Genomic DNA, 17,692 nt, shown 5'->3' with positions numbered 1-17,692 from the left:
CATCAGCGGCTTTTTTCTTCGAAGATCGCGTTTACCAGTTCGCCATCGTCGCTATCCCCCGGCAACTGCCAGAACATAATGCCGCCCAGCTTGTGATCCTTTGCATAACGGGTTTTTGCTGCGACAGAACGCGGGTTATCAAAGGTCGCAAACTGTTTCTTCTGCGCGTGGTAGGCGTATGCAGCCTTTGCCTCGTCATCCCACGCCAGCTCAAATCCTGACTCTGCGGTATAGGCGGTTTCCAATGCACTAAACGCCAGGCCCGCAACATGGGTGCCATTCTGATAGCGCCCTTTCTGGTCCGGTGCGACGCCATCCCAAACCCGTGAATAGAAAGCCGCACCAATCACAATTTTCTTGCTGGGCACACCGGCTTCCAGCAGGAAGCGGACGGCATTGTCCGTGGACTGCTTCTGCTGATCGGTGGAATACAGGGGTGAGTGGTGTCCGGTCACGGTGCTGAAGCCATTGACCAGGTCGTAACTCATCACGTTGATCGCATTCAGCAACGGCGTGACCGCCTGCCAGTCCAGGGATTTCTGCAAAAACTCATCGAAACCACCAATGGCGGCAGTGATCAGGTAGTCCTGCCCCAAGGTCTTGCGCAACGCCTGCACCAGCGCGGTAAAGTTTTCGCGGTCTTCCGGTTTGTAGGGATGCCCCGGATGTCCGGCAATGGCTGGATACTCCCAATCCAGATCCAGGCCATCGCCACCAATGCGCTCCAGTGTTGCCTTTACAGAGCCGGCAAAGGCACGACGGTTTTCCGCTGAAGAGAAAACCTCTGAACAGGTCTCGCAGCCACCCCAACCTCCGAGCGCGATCATTATTTTTAAATGTGGGAACTGTTGTTTCAGCGCCAACAAGCGCCGATAAGAAGCGACCGCTTCATCGTCCCGAAATGCCAGCTGATTGCCGTCCAGATAGACGAAGCTGTAGATAAGATGCGTGAGCTTGTTGAAGTCATAGCGCGCCAGGTCATGCCCGTCGCCCATGTAATAGCCCATTACTGCCAATTCGTCCGCACTCACCGGGGGTACATCCGCGCTCTCTTCCGCACAGGCAGCACCACCCAACATCACCAGCCACAGACCACACCAACGCCACCAGTTCCCCATCGCGAGTTCTCCTGCGTTATACCTCGTTATGTATTAGGGCTTGGATTCACCCTTGTTCCTGCGGTCATGCTACCGCCTGCAGCACACGGATGACAACGCTGTCACTCACAAATGCATCAACGCTGCGCACAGTGAGGCGCAATTGGCGCATGGGAGCAATGCGCCCGGCATCAAATGACAAGTGGCCGCCATGCAAGTTGGTTAGGATTGATCTAAAAGAGAATCCAAAGATTACCGAGAGAAAAGCATGGACAATCCGCATACAGCGTCAGAGATGGCCAGCACTCATACCGTCATGAACCAGCCTCGCCCACTGCAGGGTCATAACCTTTACGCTGGGGATACGGCATTGAAAGAGGCAGTGGCACGCAACGGCGGTCACTGGGGTGAAGACGACCTGCAACGTTACGGTGAAATCTGCGGGCGCCCGGAGTGGATTGAACGCGGTTTTCAGGCCAATCACTACAAGCCGGAGTTTGAACCCCACGACCGGGTAGGCAACCGCATCGACCAGGTCAATTACCACCCCGCCTACCACCAGCTGATGCAACTGGCGAAAAGTGAAGGGCTACACTCGTCGCCGTGGACGGACCCTAAGCCCGGCGCACACGTGGTGCGCGCCGCCAAATACTATCTGCACAGCCAGGTGGAATCCGGCCACGGCTGCCCGATCACCATGACTTTTGCCTCGGTGCCTTCCATCAAGCTCACTCCCGCTCTGGCAAAAGAGTGGCTGCCGAAAATTACCGATCGCGATTACGACCCCAGCAACCGCCCCCACACAGAAAAATCCACGCTCACCATCGGAATGGGGATGACGGAGAAACAGGGCGGCTCCGATGTGCGCGCCAACACCACCACGGCCACAGCAATCGGCGAAGGCGCCTACGAGATCGTCGGCCACAAATGGTTTACCTCCGCCCCCATGTGCGATGCCTTTTTGATGCTGGCGCAAACCGACGCCGGGCTCAGCTGCTTTCTGGTGCCCCGCTGGCGCCCGGATGGGTCGAAAAACCCGATTCAGGTACAGCGCCTGAAAGACAAGGCCGGCAACATCTCCAATGCCTCGTCAGAAATCGAGCTGCGCGGCGCGCTCGGTTGGCTGGTGGGCGAGGAAGGCCGCGGTGTACCGGCGATCATCGAAATGGTCTCGGCCACCCGCTTCGACTGTATGATCGGCTCCTCCGGCGGGCAGCGCCAGGCTGCACTTCAGGCGATATACCACGCCAGCCAGCGCAACGCGTTCGGTAAACGGTTGATCGAACAACCACTGATGCAAAATGTACTCGCCGACCTGCAACTGGAAGTGGAAGGCTCCGTCGCCATGACCATGCGCATGGCGCAGGCCATGGATCACCTGGACGACGAGCAACAGAAACTACTGATGCGCCTCGGTACCGCAGTGGGCAAATACTGGATCTGCAAACGCACCCCGCATCACGCGTATGAGGCGATGGAGTGTCTCGGTGGAAATGGTGTGATCGAGAATTTCATTACCGCCCGCCTCTACCGCGACGCCCCCATCAATGCCATCTGGGAGGGTTCCGGCAACATCCAGGCACTGGATGTATTACGCGCGGTGGCAAAAACACCGGCGGTGCTGACCAACTGGTTTGATGAGCTGGAAAAAAGCAAGGGTAGCGATCTGCGCTTTGACCGGGCACTGGCGCAACTGAAAAATCAGTTCGCGGACCTGGACAATATGGAATACCGCGCACGGCACATTATCGATCAACTGGCGCTGACCATGCAGAGCCATTTGTTAATGCAGGCCGGCAATACCCCGGTTGCAGAAGGGTTTATTGCATCCCGCCTTGATACACGGGGAGCGAACAATACCGGGACCTTGCCTGTAGGCGTGGATGTGAAAACGATTATCGAGCGTGGTAATCCGCTGATTTCTTAACGCCTTTCGCAAGAGCCTGCCCTGCAGGACAGGCTCCTACATGATCTAGTGGTCCATGCGGAAAGTTGTGTAACTGTTCGCTTCGCCAAAGCGCCCTGCTCTGCGTTGAGAAAGCTTGAAATAGAACCACTATTCCTGCGCTTTCTCGCCTTGATCTGAACACTTTGGCTGTGCTCCATAGTTACCGAACTTTCCGCATGGACCACTAGCGGGTCAATCTGAATAGCTTTTGTAGAACTGCTCCGCGGTTCGCCCGCTGTGGCTGGCACGGAGCATGGCGAACTGTTTGGCGGCCGTGTGGAGTTGTTGCCGGTCACCGGTGTAATCCGAAAAGTGCTGATCCACCATTTTCAGGTAGCTTTCCCAATTCGCGGGGTAGAAGCTCAGCCAGAGACCAAAGCGGTCGGCGAGAGATAGAGTTTCCTCTACCGTGTCACCGTGGTGCAGCTCACCATCGACGATTCTGGTTTGCAGGTTGTCCGACGCGCTTTCCGGTATCAGGTGGCGGCGGTTGGAAGTGGCGTACAGCAGTACGTTTTCCGGAGGCAGCTCCAGTGAGCCGGCGAGAATGGTTTTGAGGGCTTTGTAGCGCTCGTCGCCCTTTTCAAAAGAAAAGTCGTCGCAGAACAGGATAAAGCGGTAATTTTTGGCATCGCCGCTGTCGAGCTGGTCGACGATTTCGGGAAGGTCATCCAGATCTTGCAGGTTGACCTCAATACAACGCAGCCCGTCCTCGCCAAAGCGGTTCAATATCCCCTTGATCAGGCTGGATTTCCCGGTGCCGCGAGATCCCCACAAGAGCGCGTGATTGGCACTTTCGCCGCGCAAAAACCGTTGTGTGTTCGCCACCAGCTGGTGCTTTTGCTCGTCAATGCCCAACAGCTCATCGAGCCTGATTGGGTCCAGCCGGCGAACCGGTTTCAGCGCCGCGCGTTTGGGTCGCCATATGGCCGCCAGCGACTGGCTCCAGTCCATCCCTACTTCAAAGGCCTTTTTACTCACGAAAACTCTCCCTTGCCCGGTTTCCTGTAGGAAACTCATTGTGAACAGAGGGAGAGTTTAACGTTACTGTGTTGCGCCGGACTAGAGATACTGCCACCAATACATATCGGAAGTGAAGATGGCAATGTGTGGAAATAAATAAGAATCCGGCAAGTTTTTCCGATAGAGCTCCGGGCTACCAGGGAATATGCGAGCCATCCCAGAAAAGTAACTTACCGGAGTCACTGTCCTTTAACTGTTGCAAGACCGACACAATTCTTTCGGCACTTTGTGTCGCTGAATAGAGCTTGCCGTCGGGAATATTCCGCTGAAAAGGCTTGGACAGAGATGTGTCTGTTGTACCCGGGTGCAGCGCGACCACACAACAGGTATCGATTTTTCTACCCCACTCGATGGAGAGGTTTCGCACCAACATATTGAGCGCGGCTTTACTCATACGGTAGCTGTACCAGCCGCCCAGCTGGTTGTCTTCAATGCTTCCCACTTTTGCGGAAAGCGACGTCCAAACGAGTGGCGATTGGCGTTTGAGCAGAGGGTCAATCGCCTGAGCCAGATGTAAATGCGTGAGGGCATTGACCGTGACACTGTGATGAATCGCCTCACCATCACATTGCTGCAGGTTTTTCTCTGGCTGGTGACCGGGCCAGTGCAGAATGCCGCAGCAACACACGATCCAATTTGGCAAAGGCCATTTGCACAGCCACTCGCGAACAGGGGCAATACACCCGGGATCTTCCAGATCCGCGATCAGGTGATGATGCATATCCGAGATGCGATCCAGATCACCTCGACTGATCGTCAGCAGATTAGCTGTGGGCAATCGTTTTGAGAGAACAGCGCTCAAGGCAACACCCAGGCCGCCGCCCGCACCGGCGATCAGAATACAGTGTGGCGAACCATTGCCAACAGTTTCTTCTGGCATTCCTGCCTCGTCCCTCGTCGCCCCAGCCGCGGCTACTTCTTGGCTTTCGCCGGTGTCTCGGGTGCCATGTCCCCACGAGCCTCGGGCTTGACCACGCGCAGCATTGGCTCGTCGGATCGGAAAATCAAACCGTGAATTTCTGTCGCATTCTGCCCCTGCAACAGTTGTTGTAAAAACTGCACGATCTGCGCGGATATCTCCTGCCCTGGCACCAGCACCGGAATCCCCGGTGGATAGGGAACAATTTCGTCCGCGCAAGTGCGCCCCACCAGTTTTTTCTCTGCCGCCACCCCGTTGTCCATCAGTGGCAGCTCTTGGGTATCCGCAAAGTATGCATCCGCCGGCAGACAGTTGAGATGGGTAAACTCTGGCAACTGTCGGGCGGTCCCCGCATGGCTGCGCTTGCGCGGTTGCCGCGCCAGTTGCTTGAGTGCGTGCACCAGTCGCAGCAGTTTGCTCTCGGTGCTACCCAGTGTCACCAGGACGGTCACTGTGTTGTACGTGGTTTTCTCGACCTGAATACCGAACTGGTCGAACAGTTTGACCTGAATCTCTTTACCGGAGTAACCACTGCCGGATACGTCGATGGTCACTTTGGTTGGGTCCAGGCGAATATTGTCTTTGGCCAGGGTTGCCGGCACCAGATCGTCCAGGGTCAATGCGCGAAACACACCGGTTGCATCCACTTCCCGACGCAAAGTGGCGACCATCTGTGCACAGTGGCGCAAGCGCCCGTAACCTTCCATCACCATCTGTTTACGTGCCACATCGAGACTCGCGATCATCGAATACTGCGGGCTGGTGGACGCGTACATATTCAGGTTTTCGCGGAAACGGAACTCATCGAAATCCGGGTCCTGCACATGGATCATGCTGGCCTGGGAAAAGGCCGACAGCATTTTGTGGGTGCTCTGGGTGACATAGTCCGCCCCGCACTCCAGTGCCGTTGGGCGCAGCTCGGTGTGGAAGTAACCGTGCGCGTACCAGGCCTCATCGATCAGTACTTTCACCCCGCGCTCGTGGGCATAATCGATGATCGGCTTGAGGTCATAGCGCAGGCCGTCATAGGTACAGGAGGTGATCACCAACAGACCCGCATCCGGGTGCTCGTCCAGCGCGGTTTCGATATCCGCGCGGCATACCGGGCCGTAGATGCCGAATTGTGGATGCAGGGTGGACTTGAGATACACGGGTTCCACCCGGTTCATCACGATCGCGTGATGTACCGACTTGTGACAGGCCTGATCGACAATGATCTTGCCACCTCCGCCCAGAATCTGCTGAATCACCACCTTGTTGGCAGTGGAGGTGCCGTTGGTGAGGAAGAACGTCTGTTCGGCACCAAATGCCTGGGCTGCCAGGTCCTGGGCTTCCTGGATCACCGAGTGGGGCTCCAGCAGGCTGTCCAGTACCTGTACGGATACCGACAGGTCGGTATTGAACACGTGCTCACCCATAAAGCGGTAGAAGTCCCCTACCCAGGGGCTGTTGCGCAGACTGTCGCCACCGGAGTGGCCGGGGGTATGCCAGGCATCGCGGGCGGAGAACACATACTCCTTGAGGGTATCGGCAAACGGAGTGGAGGCGCGGCGGGCGATAAACGCCTGTACCAGCCGGAACATATGGTTGAAGTTGCACTCACGGCGGTCGAACAGCTCATCGAAGCGCTTGCGCACGGACGCAGGGGCACCGCCCTGGTCATTCAGGAACGAATCCTGTGCCACCAGAAAAACGTTCAACTGCGCCCGCAAGTCATGCATACGGTCGGCCAGTTGCTCTGCGGCCTTGAGCTCGTCGGCGTCACAGCCACCGTCGATAATCAGCGCCTGCAACTGGTCCTCTTCCCGCAGGCACTTCTCCAGTGCGCTGGTGGCGACCGACTCAAAGCGCAACCCGTAGGGGTTCTCGTGCTGAGCGGCGGTCGCATTGAGTGCGCTGACCCAAATGCTGCTCAGGTCGCGGTCATTACTGACCAGCGCCACTCGGCACTCCAGTGGCTGGCGCTGTTCGCAGAGATTGCCCAGATCAGGCATTGGCAGTTCTACACCCATAACATTTCTTCTTATCTTTCAGCATAGGAGACAGATACTAAATGAGGCTGACGCCGTTTAGGGGTAGACACAAGAAATTGGCGATAAGCACCAGAAAGCCGTAGGGATACGAAATCAATGATCGTCAAATGTGATCACATTAGAATTTTGCGCTCTGAACTTCGCCGTTAAATTGCAAACAGTGCTGAACGCGCACGCGCTGGACCGGTGACAGGTCGTTCACAGAAAAGTAATCAAATGCGGAGTGTTCGGACGACAAGGTGATATCGCCATTGCTGTTTCCCCCGCCGTTATTTCTCGTGCCATGGGCTTTCAAATGCGCGCGGAAGATAAACACATGTGAGTTGTATGCCCGGTGGTAATAGACGCCACTCAGGTAGTCAATGACGATCTCCCGGCCCAGCTCCTCTCTGCACTCCCGGTGCAGGGCCTCGTGAATGGTTTCCCCCAGGTCCAGCGCGCCGCCAGGCAGTCCCCAGTTTTTGTCCGCATAGGTGGCGCGCAGTTGCAGCACCTCACCCGCTTCATTGGTTATGACCGCGTGAGCACTCAGCCTGTAGGTGTCGTCAAATCCCATCCGTGGACCTTATCCGTATTGCTCGGCACCATTGAAGTCGTCTAAATCGTCGTGAGCGGGCCGCTGGCGCCCGCCCAGCAGATTCGTACCGGTGCCGCTTAACTTCCGGTACCCCGGGCCAGTTCAAATCCTATCCCCAGGGTCTGTACCGATTCATCGTAGTCGATCAGGCTTTCCCCGTAGCCGTTGAAGTATTTCACGTAACCGCGCACGCGGCTGCCCATTGGGAAACTCCAGCGCAATTCGCCGGCGCCCTTATTATCGGAGCGCAGGTTATTGCGCACCATGATCGAAATATTGTGGTCGCCGCGCTCTACCCCACCCACAAACTCGAAATGCCCCAGATAAAATTCCAGATCCGGGTTGTCGTCGTCTTCCCTGTCTTCCGGAATGCGATACCAGGGCTTGAAGGTGAAATACAGATTGTCTTTTTCAAAGGCAAAATTGGCGTAGACCCGGTTCCAGCTGCGGGACAGTGGCTCACTGCGGCCGTTGGACTGATGATTGAACGCGATCTGGTTAGCCACGTTCTGAAAGCCGAAAATGGTCCAGTCATTAAGCCAGGTCATGATCAGCTCAGGCTCGTGATTGGTCTCGCGAAATGGCGCGGAATCGTCCGAGTTGTACGCCTGCCAGAAGGAGCGGTTAGTGTAGGCAAAGCTCATAAACGACGCCTTGCCAAGGAAACCCCGCCACACCGGCACCTGGACCGAGAGCTGAAACTGCACCTCGATGGAATCCAGGTCGATCTCATTCTCCGTATCGTAATCTTCCAGCCCGCCCTTGTTGGGCTTGGGGTTGTAGGTTACCGGAAGCAGATAGTTGGTTTTATGGGATGCGAGGGTGAATGGATTCTGCGCCGCGTCGCGGATGGCCTGGGCGCGCTTGCTGATCAGCACATCGGCCGATTCCTGAGGTGGCACTTCCGGGGTCGTCGCAAACACCGGCGTTTCCTCCACCTGGCGGCCCTCGCGGATTACCGACAGCTCACAGCGAATCCGCATCTCTTCCAGTGTGATATTCGCCGGCGCAGTGAGCAATTGCTCACGCAAGCAGTTTTGCAGGCGCCGTTCTTCGCTCTGAAGCGAATCGTCGGTCTGCAGTATCTCGATTTCCTGGTTGCCAGCCTCCGCCGCGGGCATGTCTTCCGCGGCCACCACTTGCGCATTAACCAAGCCCGTTACGGATAGACAGGTACCCGCCAGCAGTACGGTGCAGAGCTTATTGAGAGAAGAGCAATAACGTCGAGCTGAAAACAAAAACTGGCGCTCCTGATTGGATTCAGGGCGCCAGTTTACATGGTTTGCGGACTGATAGTGTGCGGCCGGTCAGCCTATTGACGCACTGCCCAAATCAGCTCAGGGACGCCAAATCCGCTGACCACTCCAGGTCACGTAAACGCACCTGCCACAAACGGCCAGTGCTGCTTGGCCAGTCGTAACCCACCAGCAGTCCGCGCGGGTCCACAAAACAGTGGGCGTCCCGCTCGGCCTCGTCACCCTGATAGGAGAACACGGTGATATCCGGGCCGAGGTCATGGACCCCCTGAATCGTCGCATCACCGGCCATGACCCCGGCGCGACGGTGGCTCACACGGGGAGACAGGAGTTTGCCCCGCTGCGAGGGATCCACGATATCCGGGGCAATCACCTCACAACCAAATTCCATATCGCACAGGCGCAACAGAAGTGGCCCCATAAAAATCCGCATCAGAGGGAACAGCAGCCGGTTCCCCCCCTCCAGCACGATTTGCTGCGGCCCGTTGGGGCCGGTCCAGTCCACCTCGATAGGATCACCCATCGCCGCCACGGCACCATTACTGGGGGCAAGGCGATAGTGGGCATTCACCTCGTCCACCTCATCCTTCCAGTTCACCAGGCACTCGGTTACCAGGCCCGCATCCATCAGCGCGCGTACTTCAATCCCGTGCCCCTGTTCGCCCACCAGCCTGCGGCTGATAAGCAGCTGCCTGCCCTGTTCATCGCGCCCCAGTTGCCAGTCGTCCTGCACCGGCATGGTTCTGCCATCGCAACTGTACTGGTAGCGGCCCTGGGCCAGGTTAGCGGTCATTCGCATAAAAAATTCGTCCGTGATGTCGCTGGTTGCGGTAGGGGATAACCCCGGTGCAAACGCACAAAATTGATGCATATTTTCTGCTCGTTCGCTGGTGAACTCGGATGTGCAGATACGGCTTCAGCATCTTGTAGGGAGCTTTCGCGGGTACTCCGAGGAAATACTCGGAGGCGCCTGCAAAAAGTATTGCACAGCCCCCCGGTTTTGCTGCGCTTTGGTGAAGTTTTTACGAACATTTGTGGAACTATTTTTATCGTAAATTCCACCGCCCCGGGTGATAAACCTCTTCAATACGATGGTGATTTAGTGCTCACCAGTGCAGTTCTTGAGTATCACGCGCGCGTGATACCGCTTTCAGGCATAATCAACGAATTGCTCATTCAATTTGGTAGCAAGATTCACGGAACAACATATCCGGAACAACTTAAGGAGAGAGGCCATCATGCTCGAATGGCTGAACACACATATTGCCTACTGGCACTGGCTTGTACTGGGGCTACTACTCGTCACCGCGGAGATTTTTGTTTCCGGCTTTATCCTGTTCTGGTTCGGCCTGGCCGCGCTCTTTATGGGCGTTTTGCTGATGCTCGTGGGCATGCCAATTACCGCACAGTTGCTGATCTGGGCAGGGCTGTCCGTCGGGCTGGTCGCTGTGTGGCAAAAGTTCATCAAGCCCAACTGGAAGGATCGCACCACCTCCGGAATGGCGATGGAAGCGCTCAGCGGCCAGGTGGGCTCGGTCATTGACTCCAATATCGGCAAGCCTCGCGGACGCATGCGCTTCCCGGCACCGATTCTCGGCGAAGACGAATGGATGTTTATGAGCACCAGCGAAATCGCCGTTGGCGAGCGGGTGAAAGTGATGAACATTTCCGGCAACACGCTGGTTGTCAGCCCGCTCTGACATCCAGATACAAATATACAAAAAAATTTTGGGAGAAATTCAAATGGAAGGGTTATCCGTAGTACTGGCACTGGTGGTGCTGGTGATCATTACCGTTGGCATGGGCGTACGCATCGTGCCGCAGGGCTCCAAGCACATAGTGCAGCGGCTGGGCAAATACCACAGCACCCTGAACCCGGGCATGAACATAATCATCCCCTACGTGGATCAGGTGCCCTACAAGGTAACCACCAAGGATATCGTGCTTGATATTCCCTCGCAGGAAGTCATCACCCAGGATAACGCCACCATCATTGCCAACGCCGTGGCGTACATCAATATCGTGTCGCCGGAGAAGGCGGTGTACGGTGTTGAAGACTACGAAATTGCGATTCAAAACCTGGTGCAGACGGCGCTGCGCTCCATCGTTGGTGAAATGTCTCTGGACTCCGCCCTGTCCTCCCGCGACCTGATCAAGGCCAAACTGAAGGAAGCCATCTCCGACGATATCGCCGATTGGGGAATCAACCTGAAAACCGTGGAAATTCAGGATATCAACCCCTCCGCAACCATGCAGAAAGCGATGGAAGAACAGGCGGCTGCCGAGCGCCAGCGCCGCGCCACGGTAACCCGTGCAGAAGGTGAAAAGCAGGCGGCGATTCTGGAGGCGGACGGCCGCCTGGAAGCGTCCAAGCGGGATGCCAAGGCCCAGGTCGTACTGGCCGACGCCAGCCGTGAGGCGATTGAACGGGTAACCCACGCCATAGGCGACAAGGAAATGCCGGTTATGTATCTGCTGGGTGAGCGCTACATCAACGCGCTGGAGGAACTGTCTACCTCCGCGAATGCCAAAAACATTCTGCTGCCTGCGGATCTACCCAACGCCGTGAAAGGCCTGTTAAATCGATAAAACTGACGGCAGCGCTCCCGTATTACAGGTAGCGCTGCCAGAACTCCGCCTGACCGAACTCTTCGTCGAGGGCATAGGGTTTGAAGCCCACTTTACGATAGGCCGCCTGCGCCGGCAGGTTCTTCTCCAGTACCTCCAGAGTGATCTTGCAACAGCCGCGCGCTTTGGCCTCGGCCACCACCTTCTCAAACATCAATGTGCAGATTCCCGCCCCCCGCGCAGAAGGGCTCACGGTCACATCGTGAATATTGACCAGTGGTTTGCACATAAAGGTGGAGAACCCCATAAAGCAGTTCACCAGCCCCACCGCTTTGCCACCCTGGTATGCCATCACGGAAAACGCACCGGGAAACGCCGCCAGTCGATCCAGTAATTCTGCACGGCAGATGTCCGGTAGCGGCTCGCCGCCACCGCAGGGGTCCAGAGCATATTCATTCAATAGCGCCAACAGATCTGCGCCCTGTTGATCGTCCCGGTAATCGGCTATTACCGTTACCACATTGTTATTCGAATCTTCCAACTCGCCCTGTCTCCTTCTAATCCACTATTTTCAGTTACTGCGCAATCACGGTTTATTCCCCTGCCCGCCCGGCTTGTGCGTCCGCAACAATCTGGGATTGCACCTGAAAAAAGCGACGGTAATTTCGCACCCGTGCCCGCTGCGCCAGCAACCAGCGCACTTTTTTTCGGCGCCGGGACAGTGCCGCATTATGCTTGTTGAAACGACGTGGGCGGCGGATGCTGGTATTGCGAAGTCCCATGATCAGTCTCTTGCCGGTGGCGTGAAAGCAGATGAATTCAACCTGAGGGCGCAGGGTAACAGATGGCGATTACCGATGCAGACATTCCAGCGCAGGCATTCCCCGCCTGACTCAAACAGGATATTCTGCGCAGTCTCTGCACACCAACGGAATGATCCCCTTGTCTCAGCTCCAAGACCTGATAGAAAAAAACCACTCCTGGTCGGAAACCACCCGTAAGGAGAAGCCCGACTTCTTCCTGAAGCTCTCCGAACAGCAATCCCCGGAGTATCTGTGGATTGGATGTGCGGACAGCCGTGTGCCCGCCAACCAGATTGTCGATCTGTTGCCCGGGGAACTATTCGTTCACCGCAATGTGGCCAACGTGGTGGTGCCGTCGGATCTCAACTGTCTGTCTGTTATCCAGTTCGCCGTTGAAGTGCTCAAGGTCAAACACATCATGGTGGTCGGCCACTATGGCTGTGGCGGGGTCAAGGCCGCACTGGAAGACACTCGCCTGGGACTGATTGAAAGCTGGTTGCGCCATATCAAGGATGTACGCGACAAGCACCACACCCTGATCGAACTGTTCAAGGAACAGGACCGGGTTGACCTGCTGTGTGAGCTGAATGTGCTCGAGCAGGTTATTCACGTGTGCCAGACCACCCCGGTGCGCGACGCCTGGGAAAACGGTCAGGAGTTGTCCGTACACGGCTGGGTTTACGGCCTGTCCAACGGGCTGATCAATGACCTGCGGATCACCGTAGAAAACACCGAGCAGATCACGGACATGTACCACCGCGCGCTTACCAGTATTGCCCAGCGGGGCAAAGAATAGGTTTTGTTTGCTCTCGTCTTATTCCCGCCCTAATCGTGACCATTATCAAGCGCCGGGTTCCTTAACTTTCCCGGCGTTTTTCCCTAAACTCCACAGCCTTCAAAGTCGACCACTCGACCTTAACGAATAACGCTGTTTCCAGGGGTAATCATGTCCGACTTCCGTGTGTGGGAATGCCAGATCTGTGGCTGGATTTACGACGAAGCTAAAGGCTCACCGGACGACGGCATTCCCCCCGGTACCCGCTGGGATGACATCCCTGACGACTGGCTCTGCCCGGAATGCGGTGCCACCAAAGACGAATTCGATATGCTGGCGGTGGTGGGTACCGCTCCGGGCCACCAGCCCCAGGCCGACACCGCCAACCCCGAAGCGGCGCCTGCCATCGAAAAACCGGCCGCCTCGACGGCCGCCGCCGGTCGCATCTGGGAATGCATGGTGTGTGGCTGGGTCTACGACGAATCGAAAGGCGCACCGGAAGAAGGTATTGCCCCCGGCACACGCTGGGAAGATATCCCGGAAGACTGGACCTGCCCGGAATGCGGTGTCGGTAAAGAAGATTTCGATATGGTGCTGGTGAGCACGCCCGCCGCCGACGCAGGTGAGTCACAACCGCTCGAAGAGACGCGCCCGATACTCGACGACATCCAGCCGCTGGTGATCATCGGTACCGGCCTCGCCGGTTATCACCTGGCCAGGGAGTTCCGCAAACTCGATCAGCGCACACCGCTGACCCTGATCACCGGCGACGACGGTACCTTTTACTCCAAACCGCTGCTCTCCGCGTCCCTCGCCCATGGAAAAACCCCGCAACAACTGGCCACCGCCAGTGCGGAAGACATGGCGAAAGAACTGAACGCTGAAATCCTCGTGCACTCGCACGTCACCAACCTGGACCGCACCGCCAAGCTCTTGACGCTGGTATCCGACAGCGGCGGCATCAGCGCCGAACTCACCTACGGTCGACTGGTATTTGCCACCGGTGCCAACTGCGCGCCACTGCCGCCCATCGACGGCAACGGATTGTCCCGCCTGTTCCGGGTCAACAGCCTGTCGGACTATCATCGCTTCCGCACCGCCCTGGCCAACCGCAAGCGCGTACTGCTGATCGGTGCGGGCCTCATTGGCTGTGAGTTTGCCAACGACCTGATTCAGGCGGGCTACTCGGTGGATGTAGTGGACCTGCAGCCGTGGCCCCTGGCCAATCTGCTGCCGGAAGCCGCGGGGCGAGATATTCAGCGAGCGCTGGAAAGCGCCGGCGTGCGCTTTCACTTCGGCGCGGGCGTCAGCCAACTGGATCTGCAGGCGGGCGGACTCCGTGCACAGCTGGCAGACGACAGTGTGATCGAGGCCGACATCGCCCTGGCTGCCCTCGGCCTCAAACCCAATACCGGGCTGGCGGAAACCGCTGGTATCGACGTCTCCCGCGGAATCATCACCAACCGCCAACTGCAGACCAGCGACCCGGATATCTTCGCCCTCGGAGACTGTGCCGAGGTCGACGGTCACAATCTCTTCTTCGTCGCCCCACTTACCCAGAGCGCCCGCGCCCTGGCCCAGACCCTCACCGGCAAACCGACACCGGTGCAGTACGGCAGCCTGCCGGTTGCGGTAAAAACCACCCTGCGCCCCACCGTGGTATGCCCGCCCCGTGTGGGCAGCACCGCCGCAGACTGGAAGGTCACAGAGCTGGAAGGCGGTGTAGTGGCAGAGTATCTGGATCACGACGGCAAACTGCTCGGATTCGCCCTTACCGGCAGCGGTATCGCTCAGCGTGATGCGCTCAGTCAGCGCTGTGCGGCATTGATGAACGGAGAAGGATGAACAGCCAGGATTGAAACGGCGACGATAAAGAAAACCACGCATCGGCGGCGCTTTTCCCGTAGAATGGCCACCAGCACAAAATTTGACCACAAATTGATCGAAGTATGACGGCATCCAGTAATTCCGCCCCCTCCACTGCAGACCAGACCCCGCAAGCCCAGGTCTCAAAAGACGGCGCCGAGCGCACCCGCGCCCTACGCGACACGCTCGGCCAGTTCGCCACCGGCGTGACCGTAGTCACCACCCTGGACGCGGCCGGCCAGCCCGTGGGCATGACCGTCAACAGCTTCAACTCTGTTTCCCTGGATCCAGCCCTGATCCTGTGGAGCATCGACCGCAGCTCCCTCAGCTACAGCGCCTTCACCGAATGCGAGCGCTTCGCAGTGCATGTATTGAAGGGCGACCAACAGCACATCTCCAACCTGTTTGCCGGCCGCGGCGCAGACAAATTCGGCCAGGTGAAATGGCACCAGGGCGCCGAGGGCATCCCGCAACTGGATGACTGTGCCGCCCTGTTCCACTGTCGCCGCGCGCAGAATATCGAAGGTGGCGATCACACCATTCTGCTGGGTGAGGTGCTGGAATTCACCGCGGCCGGCGGCGAGCCCCTGGTATTCCACCGCGGCCGCTACCGCGCCCTCGCCGGCGAGTAAACGCCTGGTAGGATTCCCCATCAGGCCCCACGGGGCCTGCATTACCATCCAATACCCCACTTCAAACCTTTCCGGAATAAGCGTGTGTACCTAACGCGCCAAACGGTCTAAAAATCCCCCCCAAAATCCCGCCTCGCCGTTGTGACCCTGTCACCTCGTAGTCATACTTTTAAATCATCATTGGGAGACCTCCGCCACTGTGGACGTCGAAATGCGATCAGCCGATACCCTCTTCTGCTTTGCTCACCGGGGCTACCCCAAACGGGCCACGGAGAACACCCTGCAGGCCATCTCCCACGCACTGGAATTCGATATTGACGGTGTGGAAATCGACGTGTGGAATGTGGGGGGCGAACTGATCGTCAAGCATGACCGCCGCCTGGGCCGCCTGTTGGCGGGGCAGGAGCTGCTCACAGAGATGGCCCCCGCTGCACTGCGCCAGATGCTGCTGCCCGGCGGCGAACAGGTGCCCACACTGCGGGAAGTGCTGGAGCTGATCGGCAATCACGTGCAGCTGAATATTGAGCTGAAAGGCCCCAACTGTGCAGCCCTCGCCGCCAGGGAGCTGGAGTCCTACATTCGCGACAACGGCGCCAGTTACGAGCAATACATCATCTCGTCCTTCGATCACCGCCAGATCTATGAATGCCTGAAGTTGATCCCCCAGGTGCGCCGCGGCGTACTGATCGACGGCGTTCCCCTGGACCTTGCCGCCTGTGCCGAGCCGCTGCAGGCCTATTCCATGCACCACAGTCTCAACTTCGTGTGCCCGGAAATCATCGCCGACGCACAGAAGCGCGGCCTGAAAAACTACGTTTTCACCGTCAACCACCCGCAAGACCTCGCGCTGATCGTCGCCATGGGTGCAGACGGTGTATTTACCGACGAGCCGCAGCTGATCATGGATTACAACGCAGCGAAAACCGCCGAGGTGCTGGCGGAGCCGCTGCAACCCGCCAACGGCCTGAAGGCCGGCTAGCGCCGGCCAGGTCGGTCAATTGCGCTCATCCAGCATTTTCAATAGCTGGCCCACGCTGGGGCGGGTCTTATAGTCCTTGGACACATGGGCCCAGGTGACCTTACCGGACTTGTCCAGCAGGAAAATCCCCGGCGCCGCAACCGTGTGGTGATCCCGCCCGGACCAGTCCTCCAATACAATCCCGTAGGTCTTGTACTTCTCCGCCGTCTCGTCGTCAATCTGAACCACCACATCGAACGCCTCGAGGGCCTTGAGATCCGGATCCGACAGCACAGGGAAGGGAATCTCGTAGGTCGCCTTGGCCATGGCACCGGCATCCGGCTTGTCTGCACTGATCAGCACTGGTGTCACCCCGCGCTTTTCAAACTCCGGCCAGGCTTCCGCCAGCTGGCGAATCTGCACATTGCAGTAGGGGCACCAGCCGCCGCGGTAGAAGATCACCAGAATCGGCGCCTTATAGGCCAACAGCGAGCGCAGGGAAACCTCGTCGCCCTTGTGATTCAGCACGGTGAAATCCGCAGGTTTGGCGCCCGCCTTCAATCCCGCATCACCTGTCCCCAGCGCCGCGTCTTCCGTTACCGACAACTCTGGCATTCGCTCCGGTAATTTCACCTCCTGAGCCTGCGCTCCGGTAAATACACAGAACAACAACGAAAACAGACACACAAACCTTCTCATGGCGACTCCTTTTTCCCAATTGCGAACCTGTATTCAAATTACCATACTCTGAGCAACCCGCGTGGCGCATAATCGACAATTCACCGGACCGCAACAGTGTCCGCGCCACCACAACAGCAGCGAAGCGACTGAGAAGTAAGACTATGAGCAATGATCACCTGGAGAGCGTACTGGAACAGACCTGCGAAGAACGCTTCGAGTACTTTCTGGACCTGGTGGGTGAAGAGCGGGAAATCTGGATACTGATCAACAGCGACGAGCACTTCCTGAAGCTGCACAGCGAAGAGGATGGCGGCTTTGAGTATCTGCCCGTCTGGCCAAGTGTCGAATTCGCCGAGACCTACGCAGCAGCCGATAGCGACCTGAAGCCCAAAAGCATTCCCCTGCCCCAGTTCCTCAACCGCTGGCTGCCCGGACTGAAGAAAGACGGTATAGAGGTGGGGGTTTTTCCCGGTGCCGATAACAGCGTATGGATCACCGAACCCGCAGACCTGGAGAAGGACCTGCGGGATGAGCTGAACCGGTTTTAAGCCTGGAG

The 17,692-nt window shown here is 57.6% G+C and carries 18 protein-coding genes; 8 read left to right on the top strand and 10 right to left on the bottom strand.

Features of this window, described 5'->3' with window-relative positions:
• Nucleotides 1-2 precede the first annotated feature (2 nt).
• Entirely contained in the window at nucleotides 3-1,118 is a 1,116-nt protein-coding gene (locus ACXAG1_RS08535) for a glycoside hydrolase family 18 protein (RefSeq protein ID WP_475093611.1), read from the bottom strand.
• Nucleotides 1,119-1,365: 247 nt separating this feature from the next.
• Between ACXAG1_RS08535 and ACXAG1_RS08530 the strand changes: the two genes are divergently transcribed.
• A complete protein-coding gene (locus tag ACXAG1_RS08530; protein WP_475093612.1) occupies nucleotides 1,366-3,024 on the top strand; it encodes an isovaleryl-CoA dehydrogenase in 1,659 nt (552 codons plus the stop codon).
• Nucleotides 3,025-3,237: 213 nt separating this feature from the next.
• Here the strand turns inward: ACXAG1_RS08530 and ACXAG1_RS08525 are convergent, their stop codons facing one another.
• The 6 genes from ACXAG1_RS08525 to ACXAG1_RS08500 all read right to left on the bottom strand — a co-directional run bounded on the left by ACXAG1_RS08525 (nucleotide 3,238) and on the right by ACXAG1_RS08500 (nucleotide 9,652).
• On the bottom strand, nucleotides 3,238-4,026 hold the full coding sequence (locus tag ACXAG1_RS08525) for an ATP-binding protein (protein ID WP_475093613.1): 789 nt from the start codon (nucleotides 4,024-4,026) through the stop codon (nucleotides 3,238-3,240).
• Between the two features lie 175 nt (nucleotides 4,027-4,201).
• Nucleotides 4,202-4,948: an SDR family oxidoreductase gene (locus ACXAG1_RS08520; protein ID WP_475093614.1), complete on the bottom strand. Its 747-nt coding sequence runs from the start codon at nucleotides 4,946-4,948 to the stop codon at nucleotides 4,202-4,204.
• 32 nt (nucleotides 4,949-4,980) lie between these two features.
• Nucleotides 4,981-6,999, bottom strand: coding sequence for an aminotransferase class I/II-fold pyridoxal phosphate-dependent enzyme (locus tag ACXAG1_RS08515; RefSeq protein WP_475093615.1), 2,019 nt, complete (start codon nucleotides 6,997-6,999; stop codon nucleotides 4,981-4,983).
• A 139-nt stretch (nucleotides 7,000-7,138) separates the two neighbouring features.
• The gene (locus tag ACXAG1_RS08510) at nucleotides 7,139-7,576 is read right to left on the bottom strand and encodes an NUDIX hydrolase (protein WP_475093616.1); all 438 of its coding nucleotides are present in this window, start codon (nucleotides 7,574-7,576) and stop codon (nucleotides 7,139-7,141) included.
• A gap of 98 nt (nucleotides 7,577-7,674) precedes the next feature.
• The gene (locus ACXAG1_RS08505) at nucleotides 7,675-8,751 is read right to left on the bottom strand and encodes a phospholipase A (RefSeq protein ID WP_475119479.1); all 1,077 of its coding nucleotides are present in this window, start codon (nucleotides 8,749-8,751) and stop codon (nucleotides 7,675-7,677) included.
• A 178-nt stretch (nucleotides 8,752-8,929) separates the two neighbouring features.
• Complete coding sequence (locus ACXAG1_RS08500) at nucleotides 8,930-9,652, bottom strand: hypothetical protein (protein ID WP_475093618.1); 723 nt, start codon at nucleotides 9,650-9,652, stop codon at nucleotides 8,930-8,932.
• Nucleotides 9,653-10,091: 439 nt separating this feature from the next.
• Between ACXAG1_RS08500 and ACXAG1_RS08495 the strand changes: the two genes are divergently transcribed.
• Together ACXAG1_RS08495 and ACXAG1_RS08490 are read left to right on the top strand one after the other, a co-directional pair.
• Nucleotides 10,092-10,553, top strand: a complete 462-nt coding sequence (locus ACXAG1_RS08495; RefSeq protein WP_475093619.1) for an NfeD family protein — start codon at nucleotides 10,092-10,094, stop codon at nucleotides 10,551-10,553.
• A 43-nt stretch (nucleotides 10,554-10,596) separates the two neighbouring features.
• Nucleotides 10,597-11,442: an SPFH domain-containing protein gene (locus ACXAG1_RS08490; protein WP_475093620.1), complete on the top strand. Its 846-nt coding sequence runs from the start codon at nucleotides 10,597-10,599 to the stop codon at nucleotides 11,440-11,442.
• Nucleotides 11,443-11,464: 22 nt separating this feature from the next.
• Here the strand turns inward: ACXAG1_RS08490 and ACXAG1_RS08485 are convergent, their stop codons facing one another.
• Nucleotides 11,465-11,962: a GNAT family N-acetyltransferase gene (locus ACXAG1_RS08485; protein ID WP_475093621.1), complete on the bottom strand. Its 498-nt coding sequence runs from the start codon at nucleotides 11,960-11,962 to the stop codon at nucleotides 11,465-11,467.
• Between the two features lie 52 nt (nucleotides 11,963-12,014).
• Entirely contained in the window at nucleotides 12,015-12,203 is a 189-nt protein-coding gene (locus tag ACXAG1_RS08480) for a hypothetical protein (protein ID WP_475093622.1), read from the bottom strand.
• Nucleotides 12,204-12,363: 160 nt separating this feature from the next.
• Between ACXAG1_RS08480 and can the strand changes: the two genes are divergently transcribed.
• The 4 genes from can (at nucleotide 12,364) to ACXAG1_RS08460 (ending at nucleotide 16,476) form a co-directional block, all read left to right on the top strand.
• Complete coding sequence (gene can / locus ACXAG1_RS08475; RefSeq protein ID WP_475093623.1) at nucleotides 12,364-13,020, top strand: carbonate dehydratase; 657 nt, start codon at nucleotides 12,364-12,366, stop codon at nucleotides 13,018-13,020.
• A 150-nt stretch (nucleotides 13,021-13,170) separates the two neighbouring features.
• Nucleotides 13,171-14,844: an FAD-dependent oxidoreductase gene (locus ACXAG1_RS08470; protein WP_475093624.1), complete on the top strand. Its 1,674-nt coding sequence runs from the start codon at nucleotides 13,171-13,173 to the stop codon at nucleotides 14,842-14,844.
• A gap of 104 nt (nucleotides 14,845-14,948) precedes the next feature.
• Nucleotides 14,949-15,497 carry a flavin reductase family protein gene (locus tag ACXAG1_RS08465; protein ID WP_475093625.1) on the top strand — a complete coding sequence of 183 codons (549 nt, stop codon included), beginning with the start codon at nucleotides 14,949-14,951 and terminating at the stop codon, nucleotides 15,495-15,497.
• A gap of 211 nt (nucleotides 15,498-15,708) precedes the next feature.
• Nucleotides 15,709-16,476: a glycerophosphodiester phosphodiesterase gene (locus ACXAG1_RS08460; RefSeq protein WP_475093626.1), complete on the top strand. Its 768-nt coding sequence runs from the start codon at nucleotides 15,709-15,711 to the stop codon at nucleotides 16,474-16,476.
• A gap of 15 nt (nucleotides 16,477-16,491) precedes the next feature.
• Here ACXAG1_RS08460 and ACXAG1_RS08455 read toward each other — a convergent pair whose 3' ends face one another.
• Nucleotides 16,492-17,154 (bottom strand): peroxiredoxin-like family protein, encoded by a 663-nt coding sequence (locus ACXAG1_RS08455; RefSeq protein ID WP_475093627.1) that lies wholly within the window; start codon nucleotides 17,152-17,154, stop codon nucleotides 16,492-16,494.
• A 143-nt stretch (nucleotides 17,155-17,297) separates the two neighbouring features.
• On the opposite strand from ACXAG1_RS08455, the gene ACXAG1_RS08450 reads away from it, so the two are divergent.
• Nucleotides 17,298-17,684, top strand: a complete 387-nt coding sequence (locus ACXAG1_RS08450; protein ID WP_475093628.1) for a DUF2750 domain-containing protein — start codon at nucleotides 17,298-17,300, stop codon at nucleotides 17,682-17,684.
• Nucleotides 17,685-17,692: the final 8 nt, after the last annotated feature.

The organism is Microbulbifer sp. ABE4_465, assembly GCF_056160765.1.
Note: the sequence above shows the minus strand (reverse complement) of the source record. Positions and strands in the feature narration are given on the sequence as shown.

What these genes read in the sequence shown, in the direction of transcription:
- ACXAG1_RS08535 (WP_475093611.1), bottom strand. Translation starts at nt 1,118, where the DNA reads ATGGGGAACTGGTGGCGTTGGTGTGGTCTGTGGCTGGTGATGTTGGGT.
- ACXAG1_RS08530 (WP_475093612.1), top strand. Translation starts at nt 1,366, where the DNA reads ATGGACAATCCGCATACAGCGTCAGAGATGGCCAGCACTCATACCGTC.
- ACXAG1_RS08520 (WP_475093614.1), bottom strand. Translation starts at nt 4,948, where the DNA reads ATGCCAGAAGAAACTGTTGGCAATGGTTCGCCACACTGTATTCTGATC.
- ACXAG1_RS08515 (WP_475093615.1), bottom strand. Translation starts at nt 6,999, where the DNA reads ATGGGTGTAGAACTGCCAATGCCTGATCTGGGCAATCTCTGCGAACAG.
- ACXAG1_RS08510 (WP_475093616.1), bottom strand. Translation starts at nt 7,576, where the DNA reads ATGGGATTTGACGACACCTACAGGCTGAGTGCTCACGCGGTCATAACC.
- ACXAG1_RS08500 (WP_475093618.1), bottom strand. Translation starts at nt 9,652, where the DNA reads ATGCGAATGACCGCTAACCTGGCCCAGGGCCGCTACCAGTACAGTTGC.
- ACXAG1_RS08495 (WP_475093619.1), top strand. Translation starts at nt 10,092, where the DNA reads ATGCTCGAATGGCTGAACACACATATTGCCTACTGGCACTGGCTTGTA.
- ACXAG1_RS08490 (WP_475093620.1), top strand. Translation starts at nt 10,597, where the DNA reads ATGGAAGGGTTATCCGTAGTACTGGCACTGGTGGTGCTGGTGATCATT.
- ACXAG1_RS08480 (WP_475093622.1), bottom strand. Translation starts at nt 12,203, where the DNA reads ATGGGACTTCGCAATACCAGCATCCGCCGCCCACGTCGTTTCAACAAG.
- ACXAG1_RS08470 (WP_475093624.1), top strand. Translation starts at nt 13,171, where the DNA reads ATGTCCGACTTCCGTGTGTGGGAATGCCAGATCTGTGGCTGGATTTAC.
- ACXAG1_RS08465 (WP_475093625.1), top strand. Translation starts at nt 14,949, where the DNA reads ATGACGGCATCCAGTAATTCCGCCCCCTCCACTGCAGACCAGACCCCG.
- ACXAG1_RS08460 (WP_475093626.1), top strand. Translation starts at nt 15,709, where the DNA reads ATGCGATCAGCCGATACCCTCTTCTGCTTTGCTCACCGGGGCTACCCC.
- ACXAG1_RS08455 (WP_475093627.1), bottom strand. Translation starts at nt 17,154, where the DNA reads ATGAGAAGGTTTGTGTGTCTGTTTTCGTTGTTGTTCTGTGTATTTACC.
- ACXAG1_RS08450 (WP_475093628.1), top strand. Translation starts at nt 17,298, where the DNA reads ATGAGCAATGATCACCTGGAGAGCGTACTGGAACAGACCTGCGAAGAA.